Annotated in this window: 14 protein-coding genes, 1 pseudogene and 1 other annotated feature; of the genes and pseudogenes, 10 read left to right on the top strand and 5 right to left on the bottom strand. The window is 42.6% G+C overall.

What is annotated here, in order from left to right:
- The first annotated feature begins 236 nt into the window (after positions 1–236).
- Positions 237–458: a binding site (T-box leader), on the top strand.
- Positions 459–531: 73 nt separating this feature from the next.
- The gene (gene alaS, locus CLNEO_RS00685) at positions 532–3,174 is read left to right on the top strand and encodes an alanine--tRNA ligase (protein ID WP_066083461.1); all 2,643 of its coding nucleotides are present in this window, start codon (positions 532–534) and stop codon (positions 3,172–3,174) included.
- Between the two features lie 10 nt (positions 3,175–3,184).
- On the opposite strand, the gene CLNEO_RS16385 is transcribed toward alaS, so the two are convergent.
- Positions 3,185–3,307: a hypothetical protein gene (locus CLNEO_RS16385; RefSeq protein WP_278276609.1), complete on the bottom strand. Its 123-nt coding sequence runs from the start codon at positions 3,305–3,307 to the stop codon at positions 3,185–3,187.
- 189 nt (positions 3,308–3,496) lie between these two features.
- On the opposite strand from CLNEO_RS16385, the gene CLNEO_RS16380 reads away from it, so the two are divergent.
- Together CLNEO_RS16380 and CLNEO_RS00680 are read left to right on the top strand one after the other, a co-directional pair.
- The gene (locus CLNEO_RS16380; protein ID WP_278276608.1) at positions 3,497–3,628 is read left to right on the top strand and encodes a hypothetical protein; all 132 of its coding nucleotides are present in this window, start codon (positions 3,497–3,499) and stop codon (positions 3,626–3,628) included.
- 149 nt (positions 3,629–3,777) lie between these two features.
- On the top strand, positions 3,778–5,163 hold the full coding sequence (locus CLNEO_RS00680) for an NAD(P)/FAD-dependent oxidoreductase (protein WP_066083459.1): 1,386 nt from the start codon (positions 3,778–3,780) through the stop codon (positions 5,161–5,163).
- A 60-nt stretch (positions 5,164–5,223) separates the two neighbouring features.
- Here CLNEO_RS00680 and CLNEO_RS00675 read toward each other — a convergent pair whose 3' ends face one another.
- Together CLNEO_RS00675 and CLNEO_RS00670 are read right to left on the bottom strand one after the other, a co-directional pair.
- Complete coding sequence (locus tag CLNEO_RS00675; protein WP_066083458.1) at positions 5,224–5,649, bottom strand: hypothetical protein; 426 nt, start codon at positions 5,647–5,649, stop codon at positions 5,224–5,226.
- Positions 5,649–6,374: a S8 family serine peptidase gene (locus CLNEO_RS00670; protein WP_066083456.1), complete on the bottom strand. Its 726-nt coding sequence runs from the start codon at positions 6,372–6,374 to the stop codon at positions 5,649–5,651. The genes CLNEO_RS00675 and CLNEO_RS00670 overlap by 1 nt, the downstream gene beginning before the upstream one ends.
- Before the next feature lie 79 nt (positions 6,375–6,453).
- Here CLNEO_RS00670 and CLNEO_RS00665 point away from each other — a divergent pair, with 79 nt between their 5' ends.
- The 4 genes from CLNEO_RS00665 to thiE all read left to right on the top strand — a co-directional run bounded on the left by CLNEO_RS00665 (position 6,454) and on the right by thiE (position 9,607).
- Entirely contained in the window at positions 6,454–6,723 is a 270-nt protein-coding gene (locus tag CLNEO_RS00665; protein WP_066083454.1) for an FmdB family zinc ribbon protein, read from the top strand.
- 143 nt (positions 6,724–6,866) lie between these two features.
- Positions 6,867–7,778: a recombinase family protein gene (locus CLNEO_RS00660; protein ID WP_066083453.1), complete on the top strand. Its 912-nt coding sequence runs from the start codon at positions 6,867–6,869 to the stop codon at positions 7,776–7,778.
- Between the two features lie 376 nt (positions 7,779–8,154).
- Entirely contained in the window at positions 8,155–8,982 is an 828-nt protein-coding gene (gene thiM, locus CLNEO_RS00655; RefSeq protein WP_066083452.1) for a hydroxyethylthiazole kinase, read from the top strand.
- Positions 8,969–9,607, top strand: coding sequence for a thiamine phosphate synthase (gene thiE / locus CLNEO_RS00650; protein ID WP_066083450.1), 639 nt, complete (start codon positions 8,969–8,971; stop codon positions 9,605–9,607). Before thiM ends, thiE begins: the two co-directional genes overlap by 14 nt.
- Before the next feature lie 143 nt (positions 9,608–9,750).
- Here the strand turns inward: thiE and CLNEO_RS00645 are convergent, their stop codons facing one another.
- On the bottom strand, positions 9,751–10,464 hold the full coding sequence (locus CLNEO_RS00645; protein WP_066083448.1) for a GntR family transcriptional regulator: 714 nt from the start codon (positions 10,462–10,464) through the stop codon (positions 9,751–9,753).
- Positions 10,465–11,002: 538 nt separating this feature from the next.
- Here CLNEO_RS00645 and CLNEO_RS00640 point away from each other — a divergent pair.
- The 3 genes from CLNEO_RS00640 to CLNEO_RS00630 are packed head-to-tail and all read left to right on the top strand — an operon-like array spanning position 11,003 to position 13,934.
- Complete coding sequence (locus CLNEO_RS00640; RefSeq protein ID WP_066083447.1) at positions 11,003–12,139, top strand: TRAP transporter substrate-binding protein; 1,137 nt, start codon at positions 11,003–11,005, stop codon at positions 12,137–12,139.
- 20 nt (positions 12,140–12,159) lie between these two features.
- Positions 12,160–12,648, top strand: a complete 489-nt coding sequence (locus CLNEO_RS00635) for a TRAP transporter small permease (protein WP_066083446.1) — start codon at positions 12,160–12,162, stop codon at positions 12,646–12,648.
- The gene (locus tag CLNEO_RS00630; protein WP_066083445.1) at positions 12,645–13,934 is read left to right on the top strand and encodes a TRAP transporter large permease; all 1,290 of its coding nucleotides are present in this window, start codon (positions 12,645–12,647) and stop codon (positions 13,932–13,934) included. Before CLNEO_RS00635 ends, CLNEO_RS00630 begins: the two co-directional genes overlap by 4 nt.
- Before the next feature lie 252 nt (positions 13,935–14,186).
- On the opposite strand, the pseudogene CLNEO_RS00625 reads toward CLNEO_RS00630, so the two are convergent.
- Positions 14,187–14,396 (bottom strand): annotated as a pseudogene (locus CLNEO_RS00625) (hypothetical protein); the annotation flags it as partial.
- Positions 14,397–14,474 lie beyond the last annotated feature (78 nt).

Here is a 14,474-nt window from a genome sequence, read left to right as displayed (position 1 = left end):
TGTCCTTTGGACAGATGGCACTTCTTTGCCATTGCACCTTGACCCACCTTAACCCCGCATAGATATGCGGGGTAGGATAAAAGTTTAGGTCAAGCCTTTTCAAAGGCTTGCAGGGTTCGGGACAGTGTCCCGAGAACTTGTCCTTTGCAGGTTTGGGCGGCGCCCAAGGTTTGTTTGTCCTTCCCCTTGACAAACGAAACACGAATCACTATAATCTTCTTAATTGAATAAATTCAATAAAGCCATAAAAAGAAGGAGTATTTTGCGGTAGCCCTTTTCAGAGAGAAAACCATTTGGTGGGAGGTTTTCGGAAGCCCGTGAAAGAAGCAGTCTTTTTGGATATTCACAGCTCTGCGGCGGAAAATAGAGTATGTCGTGGCGTAGGTCGGCGTTAACGGCATTAAAGCGACGGTTTTTCACCGTAAGCAGGGTGGTACCACGGTTGATTCGTCCCTGATCCTTAGTGATCGGGGGCTTATTTTTTTTCCAAAAAAACAATAGAGATGAAAGTTGATTTAAGGAGGAAATATTATGAAATACATGGGTGTAAATGAAGTGAGAGAGGCTTTTCTTTCTTTTTTCGAAAGTAAAGAGCATTTACGTTTGCAAAGCTTTCCCTTGGTTCCGCATAACGATAAAAGCTTGCTGTTGATTAATTCCGGCATGGCGCCAATGAAGGCGTTTTTTACCGGGCAGGAAATTCCGCCCAGCAAAAGGGTAACAACATGCCAGAAATGTATCCGCACGGGGGATATTGAGAATGTGGGAAAAACAGCACGCCATGGTACTTTTTTTGAAATGCTGGGAGATTTTTCTTTTGGAGATTATTTTAAAAATGAGATTATCCCCTGGTCTTGGGAGTTCGTGACAAAGGTTTTGGAAATCCCCCAGGATAAGCTGTATGTGACCATTTATGAAGAGGATGATGAATCGGGGGATATTTGGCATAACATGGTTGGTGTGCCTCGAGAGAGAATTAAAAAGTTAGGTAAGGCTGATAATTTTTGGGAGCATGGCACGGGCCCTTGCGGTCCCTGTACGGAAATCTACTACGACAGAGGAGAACAATACAGCTGCGGCAGTCCTACCTGCGATGTAGGGTGCGATTGCGACCGTTATATGGAATTTTGGAATTTGGTACTCACCCAGTTTAATGCAGAGGCAGATGGTACCTATACCGAGCTTGCCCAGAAAAACGTGGATACAGGCATGGGTTTGGAACGTATGGCGACGATTTTGCAGGGGGTTGACTCTATTTTTGATGTGGATACCGTAAAATCCATTCGTGATGCAATATGCCTAAAATCTAATGTAAAATATGGTAAAAATGCCAAAACCGATGTTTCTGTTCGCGTGATTACTGACCATATCCGTTCTGTAACCATGATGACTGCCGATGGTGTTTTACCCTCTAATGAGGGGCGTGGCTATGTGCTTCGTCGCTTGCTTCGCCGTGCGGCACGCCATGGAAGGCTTTTGGGCATTGAAGAGGAATTCTTGGCAGAGCTTTCAAAGGCTGTCATTGCCTGCAGTGGCGACGCTTACCCCGAATTGGTGGACAAGCGGGAATATATTTTCAAGATTCTTTCCATTGAAGAAAACAGCTTCTATAAAACCATTGATAAGGGCATGGATATTCTAAAGTCAGACATGGATGAGATGAAAACAGCTGGTCAGACAACCATGAGCGGAGAGAAGGCCTTCCGCTTGTACGATACCTATGGCTTTCCCATTGATTTGACAAAGGAAATCTTGGAAGAGGCAGGCATGAATGTGGATGAAGAAGCATTTGTGGCAGAAATGAAGCAACAAAAGGAAAGAGCCCGTGCGGCAAGGGGTAAATCCACCTATATGGGTGCGGCGGAAACGGTTTATCATGAATTGCCCGTTGAGCTGGAAACAAAATTTGCAGGATATGATGTTAAAGAGCTTACGGATGTAAAAGTTATAGCTTTGATTGCAAATAACGAGGTTTCAGGTGCGGCACAAAGGGGCGACAGCGTTTCCGTGTTCCTTGAAAATACGCCTTTTTATGCAGAAAGCGGCGGACAGGTGGGCGACCATGGTACCATCAAAACACCTAAGGGCGTTGTTACGGTAACGGATTGTATTAAGGTAATCGGCGGCAAAATTGCCCATGTTGGACAGGTAAGCGAGGGAACGGTGTTTGTTGAGGAAAAGGCGATTGCCACGGTGGATTGGGAAAGACGCATGGCAACGGCAAGAAATCACAGCACAACCCATTTGCTGCAAAAGGCATTGAGAACGGTTTTGGGAACCCATGTTGAGCAGGCAGGCTCCTTTGTAAGCCCCGAACGCTTGCGCTTTGACTTTACTCATTTTACGGCAATGACGGATGAGGAATGGAAGGCTGTTGAAGAAATAGTCAATGAATCCATTTTTGCAAGCTATGTGATTGAAACCAACGAAATGAGTATTGAGGAAGCAAGAAATAAGGGGGCAATGGCGTTGTTTGGTGAAAAATACGGCGACGTTGTTCGTGTGGTAGACATGGGCGGTTATAGCATAGAGCTTTGTGGCGGTGCGCATTTGAAAAATACGGCGCAGGCAGGCTCCTTTAAAATTCTTTCCGAAAATGGTGTTGCCGCTGGCGTCCGCCGTATTGAAGCCGTAACAGGCAGCGAGGCCTTGAAGCATTATCAGGCACAGGAGGATGAATTGAAGGAAATCTGCCGCTTGGTAAAAGCTGCGCCGGATAAGCTGCTTGCTCGCGTTGAGCAATTGATGTCAGAGCAGAAAGATTTGACGAAGGAATTGGAAAAATTAAAAGCCAAAATGGCCGGAGGTGCCGCTGAGGATATTATAAACAGTAAGGTGGAAATAAACGGCGTTGCTGTATTGGCGGCGGAGATTAAGGATTTGGATGCCAATGCTATGCGTACCTTGGGGGATCAGCTGAAGAACAAGCTGGGCAGTGGCGTTGTTGTTTTGGCCGGCGGTACAGAGGGAAAAGTCAATCTTTTGGTTATGGCAACGGAGGATGCCGTTGCAAAGGGCGCGCATGCGGGCAATATTGTTAAGGCGGCGGCGGCTGTTTGCGGCGGCGGCGGCGGTGGTCGTCCCAACATGGCTCAGGCCGGCGGCAAGAACGCTGCAAAAATTGGCGAGGCATTGGAAAAAGCAAAAGAAGTTATTGCAGAGCAAGTAAAATGATATAGGAAATTTATAAGCGGTTGTCCATTGGGACAGCCGCTTCAGACAGTCGATAAACCTTGGGCGCCGGGTCAGGAATTTTGCTTCGCAAAACCATCACTGTGTGATGGCAGCATTTTCTTCGCTGTTCCATCCAAAACCCCTTATTTTTTTTAAAAGGCAAGGCAAAATTCTTATGTATAACCCTATCTTCTTGGGGCTTGTAATGGGTCAAGATGGCAGTGGCAAAGAAGTGTCACCTATCCAAAGGACAGCTTTGCGTAGCAAAGTGGTGAAACCTCACTACCCAAGATAGGAAGACAGCGAAGTTGGCTTTTGTGCCATGAAAAGGCAAAAGTGGAATGTTTTTGTTGGAAAGACAAATATTCTTCCTGTGTATGATTATGCGCAAATGGAATATTATGTTCCGTGGGTAATGAAAGAAGCTCTTGACTTAAATAAAGAAATCAGTTAGAATAAGACGTAAGTAAAGCGAAACTTTTCTTACACAAGTAAAGAAAAGTTTCGCTCTTTTTCTGTGTGCGAAGAATATTTATGCAGAAAAATATAATATTTTGAATGATTGAAATTGGCATTTTGAATGCCCCATTAGGAGGTGCTTCTATGAATTTAAAAAAGCATTATGACGTAGCAATTATCGGTGGCGGGATTGGCGGTATTATGACCGCATATCGTTTGGTTGAAAGCAATCCCCAGTTGAAGGTGCTGATTATGGAAAAGGGTCATGCCATTGGACAGCGCCATTGCCCCATTGTGACAGGGAAGGTTGACAAATGTGTCAAGTGTGCTTCTTGTGCCATTATGGAAGGAATGGCCGGCGCAGGCGCGTTCTCTGATGGAAAATACGTCATTTCTACGGAATACGGCGGCTGGCTGACAGATTTTTTAGAACCGCAAACGGTAATTCATTACATTGAGCAGGCGGATGAGGTTTTGGTAAAATTTGGTGCAACCACGGATCGTTTTATGCCTAACGATGACTTGAAGCACCTTTGTTTACAGTATGATTTGCATATGAGTCAGGCACAGCTAAAGCATTTGGGAACAGACAGCAACTTTGAAACCATGCGCAAGCTGATTGAATATTTGGAAGATAAAGTAGATATCGTTGTAGATACGGAAGCAACAGATGTGAATAAAGATACCAAGGAAATTTATTTGGTACACAAAGGAGAAAAGGACGTGATTACGGCAGATAAAATTATTTTTGCTGTAGGGCGTGTTGGCAGCCGCTTTTTCTCTGATTGGTGTGAAAAAAATAAAATTCCCCTGAAAAATAATCAGGTAGATATTGGCGTAAGAGTGGAATTGCCCTCTATGATTTGGGATCATTTCAGCAAAAAAATCTACGAGCCTAAAATTTGGTATCGCTCCAAGCAATACGGTGATACCACCAGAATGTTTTGTTTTAACGAAAGAGGGCATGTGGTAACGGAAAACACAGGGGGCGTTTTGACAGTAAACGGCCATTCCTACCGCGATCAGAAAAGAAAGACGCAGAATTCCAACTTTGCCCTGCTTTCCACCATTCGCTTTACAGAGCCGTTCAAAAAGCCTATTGAATATGCAAGATATGTTGCCAGCCTGGCAAACCTCATTTGCGGTGGCGGTGTTATGGTACAGCGTCTGGGGGATTTGGAAAGAGGCAGACGTTCTGACGAAAGCCGTATCAGAAAATCCACTACCAGACCCACTCTCCATGCAGTTGCAGGGGATCTGAGCCTTTGTATGCCCAAGCGTCAGTTGGATAATATCATAGAAACGCTGCATGCGTTGGATAAAATTGCGCCGGGCACGGCAAATTGCGATACATTGCTTTACGGTATTGAATGTAAATATTATTCCGCAAGGCCAAATTGTACGGAATTTGAAATTGATAACTGTCCGGGGCTGTACGCCATCGGTGATGGTGCGGGCTTTACTCGTTCCCTATCTCAGGCGGCGGCAAACGGAATGTATGTGGCGGATAAAATTTTAGGAAAAAAATAAAATTGAATTAAGCACATGAAAAAAAGGGATTGGCATGTTTTTGCCGATCCCTTTTCTGTTTTAAAACTTCCCCATTAAAGCAATGGACATTAGGAGGCCTGCAATTTTTGCTGTTTGCGGGTTTAAATTTTCCTCCGAGCCGTCACTGCTTCGTGCGGCAATGAAGGCGCCATCTTGTGCAATGCAGGCAACATTTTCATTTACGTTTTTTATTGTCTGCATAAAGAGCAAGGAACGGCAAATGTCGTGGATTTGCCCCCGGCTGCCCTCGTCTAAAAAAGGCGCCATTGCCCGCAGAAGCGTAACTTCTTTGGGTGGGTGTTCAAAGCAAAAGTCTTTTTGGGTGCCTGCTGCCATTTGTATTTTTTGAACATAGTTTTTTTCGATTGCTTCGCGCAACGACGTAGCCATCTCCAGAAAGTCTTTTTCCAGACCATCTGTTTTCTGTAAAGTTTTTGCCAATTCATAAACCAAATTTTGTTCCATTAAGCCAAAACCACCTTTCCTGTTTGAGTAAGACAGGTTTTTTGATCCAGCAGTCCTCCATTTTCGGTTGCTATTTTAATCAAGGCAGCCTTAATGTTGTTTGGTCTGGCATAGGGAAAATGTTGAAATAGCAAAGCAGCCCCACCACTTACCAAGGGCGTTGCCATGGAAGCACCGCTCATACTGATATAGTTAGGATAAATAATATTCTCCCGACTGCGATTGGGCATAGAAAATTGGTAATCCGGCGAAAGAACGGAAACCACGTTTTCCCCTGGTGCCCAAATATCCGGTAGCTGGCAAAGATCCTTGGAAAAAAGTGAAAAGGGTTTATGGCGAATAAAATAATCACGATCTTCCCAGGTTCCCACGGTAATTACTATGGGGCTGATGGGTGGGGGCGGCTGATAGCCTCTGCGCCCATCAGGATTCCCAGCGGCTGCAACTACAACAATTCCTTTATGCCAAAGGGCTTCAACGCTTTCTTTCAAAGGCTGGTTTACCTTTCTGTCATTGGAACCGATGGATAAATTCACTACTTTTATATTATATTTCGCAGAATTGTCCATTATCCATCTTAATGCGGCAACTGCATGAGAAGAGCTGCCTTGGCCGTTGCGGTCAAGAATTTTTAAGGAGATAATATGGGTTTCCGGTGCAATTCCGGCGTAGCGCCCGTTGGAGAGAGCGCCATTGCCACTGGCGATACCCGTGACATGGGTCACGTATTTTATATTGCTTTTGCTTACTGATTGAGATAAAATAAAAAAAGAGAAGATTACAAAAAAAGTGGGAGGGTCTTTTGTGAAAATATCTGAAAAAGGTCAGGTTTTACTGGCAAAATATAAAAAATTTCAAAAATTATATTTTTTATTATTGCTTTTAGCTGCAATAAGTTTCGTTTATTTACATAACATTTTTTTGATGATTGCGATTGTGGCGTTTACCTTTGTTTTGGAAGCGAAAGTGTATATCTGTCCCCATTGCAAAAAAACGTTTGACTGTAAAAGAAAGATTCAAGAGGATACTTCCTGTCCACATTGTAAAAAATACTTATTTAAGGATTTGGGTTAAAATTTCCCCGCAGGCTGCTGCGGGATTTTTTATGGAAAAATGCGTTATATTTTGTGATAAAAGCATAAGAAAAATCTTTTTAGGGTTAAAGCAGCCTTTTCTTTGTATATATTGATAGTAAGAAGGAATGAGGGGGCGAAAGCATGCCCAAGGCTGCCTTATACTGTCGTTTATCGGTGGAGGATGGAACGGGAGAGGAAAGTGAAAGCATACGGAATCAAAGGCTTATGCTGATTGCCTATGCCCAAAAAAACAATTGGGAAATATATGATATTTATGAGGACGAGGATTATTCGGGCTTGCGGGAGGATCGCCCTGCATTTTGCCGCATGCTTGAGGATGGCAGGAAAAAGCGGTTTGACATCATACTTTGCAAAACGCAGTCACGTTTTACCCGAAGTGCCGCTACGGCAGAAATATACCTTCACGAAAAGTTTCCTCTATGGGGGATACGTTTTGTCACTGTGGTAGATGGAGTGGATACGGCAAAAAAGGAAAACAAAAAAGCCAGACAAATTAACAGTCTGGTAAACGAATGGTACTGCGAGGAGCTTTCCGAAAACATCCGCTGTGTTTTGCGAAAAAAAATGGAGCTGGGACAATTTTTAGGGAACTATGCCCCCTATGGGTATGAAAAGGACTGTGGGAACCGCCATCATTTGGTGGTTTTTGAGGAGGAGGCACGGGTGGTGCGGCATATGGCAAAGCTGTATTTGTCGGGGTTATCCTGCAAGAAAATAGGGGTGCGGCTCACCGCCGAGGGTATCCCTACGCCATCGGAAGAAAAGCAAAAAAGAGGGCAGGATTTGGGGCGGAAGCCGTGCAGCAGGTGGGGAGCAACTACAGTGAGAAAAATACTGACAAACCCTGTGTATATGGGGCATATGGTGCAGGGAAAGGAGCAAAAAATAAGCTATAAAGCATCCAAAACCGTGGGGGTTCCCAAGGATCGGTGGATTGTAGTAAAAAATACCCATCAGCCCATTCTGAGCGAAAAAACCTTTGCAAAGGTGCAAAAAAAAATGCAGGAAAACAGGCGGGGAACAAGGCAATAACGTTTGACAAAGAAAATACCCTGTGCTATTCTAACAGAAGGAAAGAATTCCGTTATAGATACAAATGGGAGCTTGTAGGCAGGCTGAGAGGAAGTACCCATACTTCGACCATAAACCTGATTTGGATAATGCCAACGTAGGGACATACTTCGGTTATGAAGACATTCCCTTTGGGGAATGTCTTTTTTTAACGGGCTACCGTAAGCCCCCTCTTTATAAGGACTTACGAAATGTATTCTGTGGGAGAATAAGCCTCTACGGAATACAAGGGTGTTAAAAATACTGTCCGCTTATGAGTAAAATATGAAATAATTTACTCGTAAATTTTACGAAGCGTTTCACTGCAAAATCCAATGGATTTTAAGGAGGAAAAGTGATGGAAAAAAAATTAATTGAGAATGTCAGACAAAGTGTGCCCTTGGTGCACAACATTACAAATTACGTTACGGTAAATGATGTGGCAAATATTTTATTGGCCTGCGGCGGCTCTCCCATTATGGCGGATGATGCCGAAGAGGCTGAGGAAATTACAAGCATTTGCGGCGGGTTAAATATCAATATCGGAACGTTGAATGCCCGCACCATTGAATCCATGCTTTTGGCAGGTAAAAGAGCCAACGAATTGGGTCATATTATTGTTTTGGACCCTGTGGGTGCGGGAGCGTCAAGGCTGCGTACGGAAACGGCGATGCAGCTTTTGGAAAAGGTTCGTTTTTCCGTAATCCGCGGGAACGTTTCGGAGCTGAAAACCCTTTGGGGCGGGAGCGGCAGTACAAAGGGTGTAGATGCTGACCTGGCGGACCGTGTGACCGAGGGAAATTTGGACGAGATGGTGGAATTTGCAAAGAAGCTGAGCAAAAAAACAGGAGCTGTGATTGCAATGACCGGTGCAATTGACATTGTAACCGATGAAAGCAAGGCCTATGCCATCCGCAATGGAAATCCGTTGATGTCAAAAATAACGGGAACGGGATGTATGCTCAGCGGCGTGGTAGCGGCATATTGTGTGGCAAATCCTGATCATTTACTGGATGCAACGGCGGCAGCGGTGGCAGCTATGGGGCTTTCGGGGGAAATCGCCTTTGAAAGACTGGAAAAAACCGCTTTGGGAGGAACGTCCTCCTATCGTACCTATATCATTGATGCCATGAGCAATATGAGTGATGAAATTTTGAAGGAGGGAATGAAGCTTGAAGCTAGATAAAAAAAGCTTGCTTTTGTATGGGGTGACAGATCGCTCGTGGTTAAACGGTAGAAGGCTTGCCCAAGATGTGGAAAAAGCGCTGCAAGGTGGTGCAACCTTCATACAGCTGAGGGAGAAGGATGCGTCCTTTGAGGAATTTGTGGAACAGGCAAAGGAGGTAAAGGCGGTTTGCAAAGAATACGGCGTTCCCTTTGTGATTAACGATAATATTGAAGTTGCCTTAGCCGTAGATGCCGACGGTGTCCATGTGGGACAAAGTGATATGGAGGCAGGAAGTGTTCGCCAAAAACTGGGGAAGGACAAAATTATTGGTGTTTCTACCCGTACGGTGGAGGAGGCTCTCCTTGCCAAAGAAAGAGGTGCCGATTATTTAGGCGTTGGGGCCATGTTTCAAACCGCAACAAAGCTGGATGCAGCGGATGTAACCTTTGGGCAGCTAAAGGAAATTTGCAAGGCAGTGGATGTTCCTGTGGTGGCCATTGGTGGAATCAGCAGCAAAAATGTGGAGGAGCTTGCAGGCACAGGAATTGACGGTGTGGCGGTGGTATCTGCATTATTTGCAGCAGAGGATATAAAGCAGGCAACTGTGGAAATGAAAGAGAAGCTGAAGAAAATTGTGAAGTGAGCAAGAAAAAGCCTAATTTGAAAAGGATTACGGTTCTAAAGGAAAGTGCTTTTTCCAGAGCTTATGAATGGAAAACAACCAAGGGAAACCAGTGAAATTTGGAATAAAAAAAGCCTCCCGGCATGTGCAAGAGGCTTTTTTTATCATTCGTTGGGCAAAACGATTTGGTTAACTTTGAAAATCAGCTGTAACGCACGCCTTGAATTTTCAATATGTGTATGCACTGCCTTATTCAGTCCATCCAGATCTCCGTTAAAGGCAGCTTTTAATATTTCTTCGTGCTCAGCAACACATTCGCAGTCGCGATAATGGGGCTGATTCAGATAGGTACCAGTTGCATAGGTAAAGGGCTGCAAATCGTTAAATACATCCACGGCTTTTTGATTTCCGGAAGTGGTTAAAAAAAGGGTGTGAAATTCCATATCCAGAGAAAAATAGGTTTCCGGATACAAAGAGGATTCACAGTTTTCCACAAATTTCTTTTGCTCCTCCAGATTTTCAATCAGCTGTTGACGCAGCTTGTTGTTGTAGTTCAAGGTTGATATCACATTCTTAATAAAAAAAGTATCCATCATTAAGCGCATATCAAAAATATCATTTAGCTCGTTGGGAGTGAGTAAATATACGCTCATGCCCTTATTCGGCGTGTTCATTACCATTTTCTCATCAGCCAAACGTTGAAGAGCTTGTTTTACTGGTGTATCACTCACATTATACGTTCTCGCCAGTTCTTTAATATTCAGTTTTTCCCCCGGTTGAAACTGTTTTTTCGCAATACCATTTTTAATGTCTTGGTAAATTTGGTTTGTCAATGTACTTTTTTTGTTTTCTTTTGTTTGTTTTACTGTCTTATCCACACTATTCTCCCGTCCTTACAATTTATTTTTCTTTCATCTATCCCCCAAAATTGATTATATTATATCTTTATTGAAAAATCTACTTTTTTATTATAAAACTTTGACAAAATAAGGGTTTGTTTTTTATATGAAACTTTTATTGTTAAAATAAAACTATTATTTTGTGATTTGCAACATTTATTAAAAAGTATAGCGTTGGGCAATCACAAAATACGAGAAGGTTTTTTGTGCAAAAACATAGTTTTTTGGTTTTTAGCAACTATAAAATCAAAAAATTCAGCAAAAATGATAAAAAAATCGTTCGAAAATTAACATTTTAAGAGTTTTATTCGGCTTTATTACGGATTGACTATGAAAATTTGAATAATTATAATAAAGAGAGGTGATTAGTTTCTATGCGAAATATTTTTATGGAATTATCATCTTGTATCCTCGGCCGGGACACAGCAATACCCTTACAAAAGATGATCCCAAAAAAGCATATTGTTTTTGGAGAGAGTAAAAACCGGAAACTGTTCAATATTTAGGAGGGAAATCTATGTTGAAAAGAGGGATAGCTGCTGCACTGGCAACAGTTATGATGCTCGGACTTACTGCATGTGGAGAAAAACCTGCGGACACAGCAACAGGTGATACCAAAACCCCTGCAGCTCCGACTGGTTTTGTTGAAGCAAAGGTAGAGCCTGACAGTTATGATTCAGGCGTAGAACTGACGAGTGATTGCTATCGTTTTATCTATGCGTTAGGAAATGCACCTGCTACAATTGACGCTGCAAAATTCTTTAAAATGCGTCTAGAGCAGGAAAGCGGCGGTACATTAAGCTGCGATATTTATACAGATAACGTTTTGGGCAGCGAGCGTGAATTATTGGAAGGCTGTCAATTTGGGAATTATGATATTGTATTGGCTACAAATGCAACTGTAGCATCTTTTAGCAAGGATATCTTCTGCTTAGATATTCCTTGGTTGTATGATAATAAGCAGCAAGTTTATGAGGTGCTGGATGGCGTTTTGGGTGATACCCTTGCCGCTGGCCTTGAGGATAGAGGCTATAAGCTTTTACAATGGCAGGAGAGCTCCTTCCGTACACTGACAACATCTGATAGAAAAGTTGAGAAGGTTTCTGACCTGAAGGGCTTGAAGATTCGTATCATGGAAAACGAATTACAGTTGGCACAGTGGAAGGCTTATGGTGCAAACCCAACACCTATGGCATTTACTGAATTATTTACTGCATTACAGCAGGGTACGGTAGATGGTCAGGATAATGGTGCGGAATTAACATGGCAGACAAAATTCTGTGAAGTACAAAAGTACTATACATACACAAAACACATTTACTCCCCTTATTTGATCATGATGAGTAAGGAAAGATTTGAAAAGCTGACACCGGAACAGCAAGAAATCGTATTGAAGGTTTCTGACGAAGCAGTACAATATGAGCGTGAAAGATGTTCCAAGTACGAAGCTGCTGCTTTGGAAAACATCAGAAACTATCCTGGTATGACCTTTACAGAGTTAACACCGGAAGCAATTGCTGAGTTTAAAGCTGCTTGTGCCGGTCTTAAGGAAATGGCTTACCAAAAAGTTACTCATCCGGAAATTGTAGACTTATTGTATAGCGAGGTAGAAAAAGCGCAAGCAAAATATCCCGCTGAAGGGTCAGCTTCGTAAATAAGAGGGGAGGCAATAAAATGAAATTTTTAAATGAACACTTGGAAGAATTTTTTATCATTCCTTTGATGTTTTTAATGAGTATTATTATTTTCATCCAGGTTATCATGCGTTATGTATTCCAGTCTTCTTTGGTTTGGTCTGAGGAATTGGCAAGATATCTGTTTATTTGGCTGGTTTATTTTGCGGTAAGCCATACGGCAAGACGTGAAAAGCATATTCGTATTGATGCAGCTATTAATTTGTATCCAAAGAAGCTTAGACCTTATGTTGAAATCTTAAGCGAATTAATTGTTTTAGCATTTGCTATATTCATTGCTACAACAGCTGTTACGGTATATCATAAAATTACTTGGAGCGGTCAGCTTTCTCCTGCTATGCGTATTCCTATGCAGTTTGTATATGCGGCGCCCTTGATTGGTTTTATCTTAACTGCCATCCGTCAGGCTCAATGTATTTTGAGAAGGATAAAAGCATTAAAGAATCATGAGGAGGTGGCAGAGGCATGACAGGAAGTATTGCTCTTGTTGTTTTTGCAACATTAATTATCTGCTTAATTTTGACTGTACCAATTGGTTTCTCTTTGGGTATTGCGTCTTTGGCATATATCTTATACACAAAACAGTTGACTTTTGGATTCATCGCACAGAACATGGTAACCGGTGCTGACTCTTTCCCCATCATGGCAATTCCGTTTTTCGTATTTGCCGGGGAATTAATGGGCGGCGGCGGTATCTCCCAAAGATTGCTGAATGTTGCCAACGTATTTTTTGGTCGAATCAGAGGTGGTTTGGCCATCGTAACAGTCGTTGTATGTATGTTCTTTGCGGCGATTTCCGGTTCCGGCCCTGCAACCGTTGCAGCGGTAGGCGGTATGGTTGTTCCTACCATGATTCAAAAAGGATATGACAGAAAGTTTGTATTGGCTTTGATTGCTGCGGCAGGGTCTATCGGCGTAATTATCCATCCCAGTATCCCCATGGTTGTTTACAGCGTTACCACAAACAGCTCTGTAAGTAAGCTGTTTATGGCAGGCTTTATTCCCGGTATTTTAATTGGTCTGGTACTGATTGGATACGCATATTTCTTTGCAAGAAAAATGGGTTATAAGGGCGATACCGAACCATTTTCTTGGGGTAGAGCAGGTAAAGAAGTATGGAAGAGTAAATGGGCATTGCTTTCTCCCGTTATTATTTTAGGTGGTATTTACGGTGGTATTTTCACACCTACAGAAGCAGCGGCTGTAGCCGTTATTTACAGCTTGGTAATTGGTTGCTTGGTTTACAAGGAATTGGACTTCAAGCAGTTATTGGGTGTTACTAAGAATGCCTGCGAAACAACAGCTACCATTATGATTGTTATTGGTTGTGCTGCTGGTTTCTCCAAGGTTCTTACACTGGGACGTATCCCTACAACAGTAGCAACCTTCTTAACTTCTTTGACAGACAGCAAGATTGTTATTCTCTTGTTAATCAACGTATTACTGTTGGTTGTTGGCTGTTTCATGGAAACCTTGTGTGCAATCATGATTTTGGCTCCAATCCTATTCCCTGTTGTAAAGGTTTTGGGTGTGGATCCAATCCATTTTGGTATTATCATGGTAGTAAACTTGGCAATCGGCTTTATCACCCCTCCTTTGGGCGTAAACCTGTTTGTCGCCGCCCGTGTTGGTGAGACTACGCTGGATAGTGTCATAAAGGGTATTATACCTTTCTTGATTTTAATGATTGTTACATTACTGTTGATTACTTATATACCTGAAATTTCCTTGTTCTTGCCGAGGCTCTTATCCTAAGGCAGGCGTGGATTGGAAAGGATGTTATGTATTATGACATTTGTAAATAAGATAAAGGATCGCTTGTTTGATTGTGCAATCATCTTATTTGCTGCGGTTTGTATGTTTTATTACTATTGAGTTAAGGTGTCCGCTATCCTTAGGGTAGTTGTGATTCATATTGAACGCCGGAAAAACCCTCTTTCTGAAAAGAAAGAGGGTTTTTCGTTTCCTCCAAAATGAAGGCAAACACTACTGCTACAAATACGTGTCGTGAGTGCCGTGACCGTTATCATCATAAGGATTTATTTTCCCGCTCACAAAATCTCGAAACGCAACGATTCTGTTTTGGGGTGTGATAAAATCCGCAACGGGAGAGATACCTGTATCAAGGAAGGCAATACCGATTCCTCTTCCTGTAAGGAGGGCTTCGGGAGAGGTTTTAGCTTCGCCTCTTTGGGACGAATAATTTGGAAAAGACATGGAAAACATCTCCTTTCTTTCTCTAATAAAATATGTAGAAATAAGTTTTTGGGAATAGGAAAAGTTATTTTTTCTTGT

Origin of the sequence: Anaerotignum neopropionicum, assembly GCF_001571775.1 — a bacterium.
Lineage (GTDB): Bacteria > Bacillota > Clostridia > Lachnospirales > Anaerotignaceae > Chakrabartyella > Chakrabartyella neopropionicum.
The sequence above is the reverse complement of the archived record's forward strand: the minus strand, read 5'-3'. Positions and strand labels throughout refer to the sequence as shown.

Bases quoted from the DNA above. Each gene is read 5' to 3' on its own strand.
- alaS (WP_066083461.1), top strand. From the start codon at position 532: ATGAAATACATGGGTGTAAATGAAGTGAGAGAGGCTTTTCTTTCTTTT.
- CLNEO_RS16385 (WP_278276609.1), bottom strand. From the start codon at position 3,307: ATGGAACAGCGAAGAAAATGCTGCCATCACACAGTGATGGTTTTGCGA.
- CLNEO_RS16380 (WP_278276608.1), top strand. From the start codon at position 3,497: ATGAAAAGGCAAAAGTGGAATGTTTTTGTTGGAAAGACAAATATTCTT.
- CLNEO_RS00680 (WP_066083459.1), top strand. From the start codon at position 3,778: ATGAATTTAAAAAAGCATTATGACGTAGCAATTATCGGTGGCGGGATT.
- CLNEO_RS00675 (WP_066083458.1), bottom strand. From the start codon at position 5,649: ATGGAACAAAATTTGGTTTATGAATTGGCAAAAACTTTACAGAAAACA.
- CLNEO_RS00660 (WP_066083453.1), top strand. From the start codon at position 6,867: ATGCCCAAGGCTGCCTTATACTGTCGTTTATCGGTGGAGGATGGAACG.
- thiM (WP_066083452.1), top strand. From the start codon at position 8,155: ATGGAAAAAAAATTAATTGAGAATGTCAGACAAAGTGTGCCCTTGGTG.
- CLNEO_RS00640 (WP_066083447.1), top strand. From the start codon at position 11,003: ATGTTGAAAAGAGGGATAGCTGCTGCACTGGCAACAGTTATGATGCTC.
- CLNEO_RS00635 (WP_066083446.1), top strand. From the start codon at position 12,160: ATGAAATTTTTAAATGAACACTTGGAAGAATTTTTTATCATTCCTTTG.
- CLNEO_RS00630 (WP_066083445.1), top strand. From the start codon at position 12,645: ATGACAGGAAGTATTGCTCTTGTTGTTTTTGCAACATTAATTATCTGC.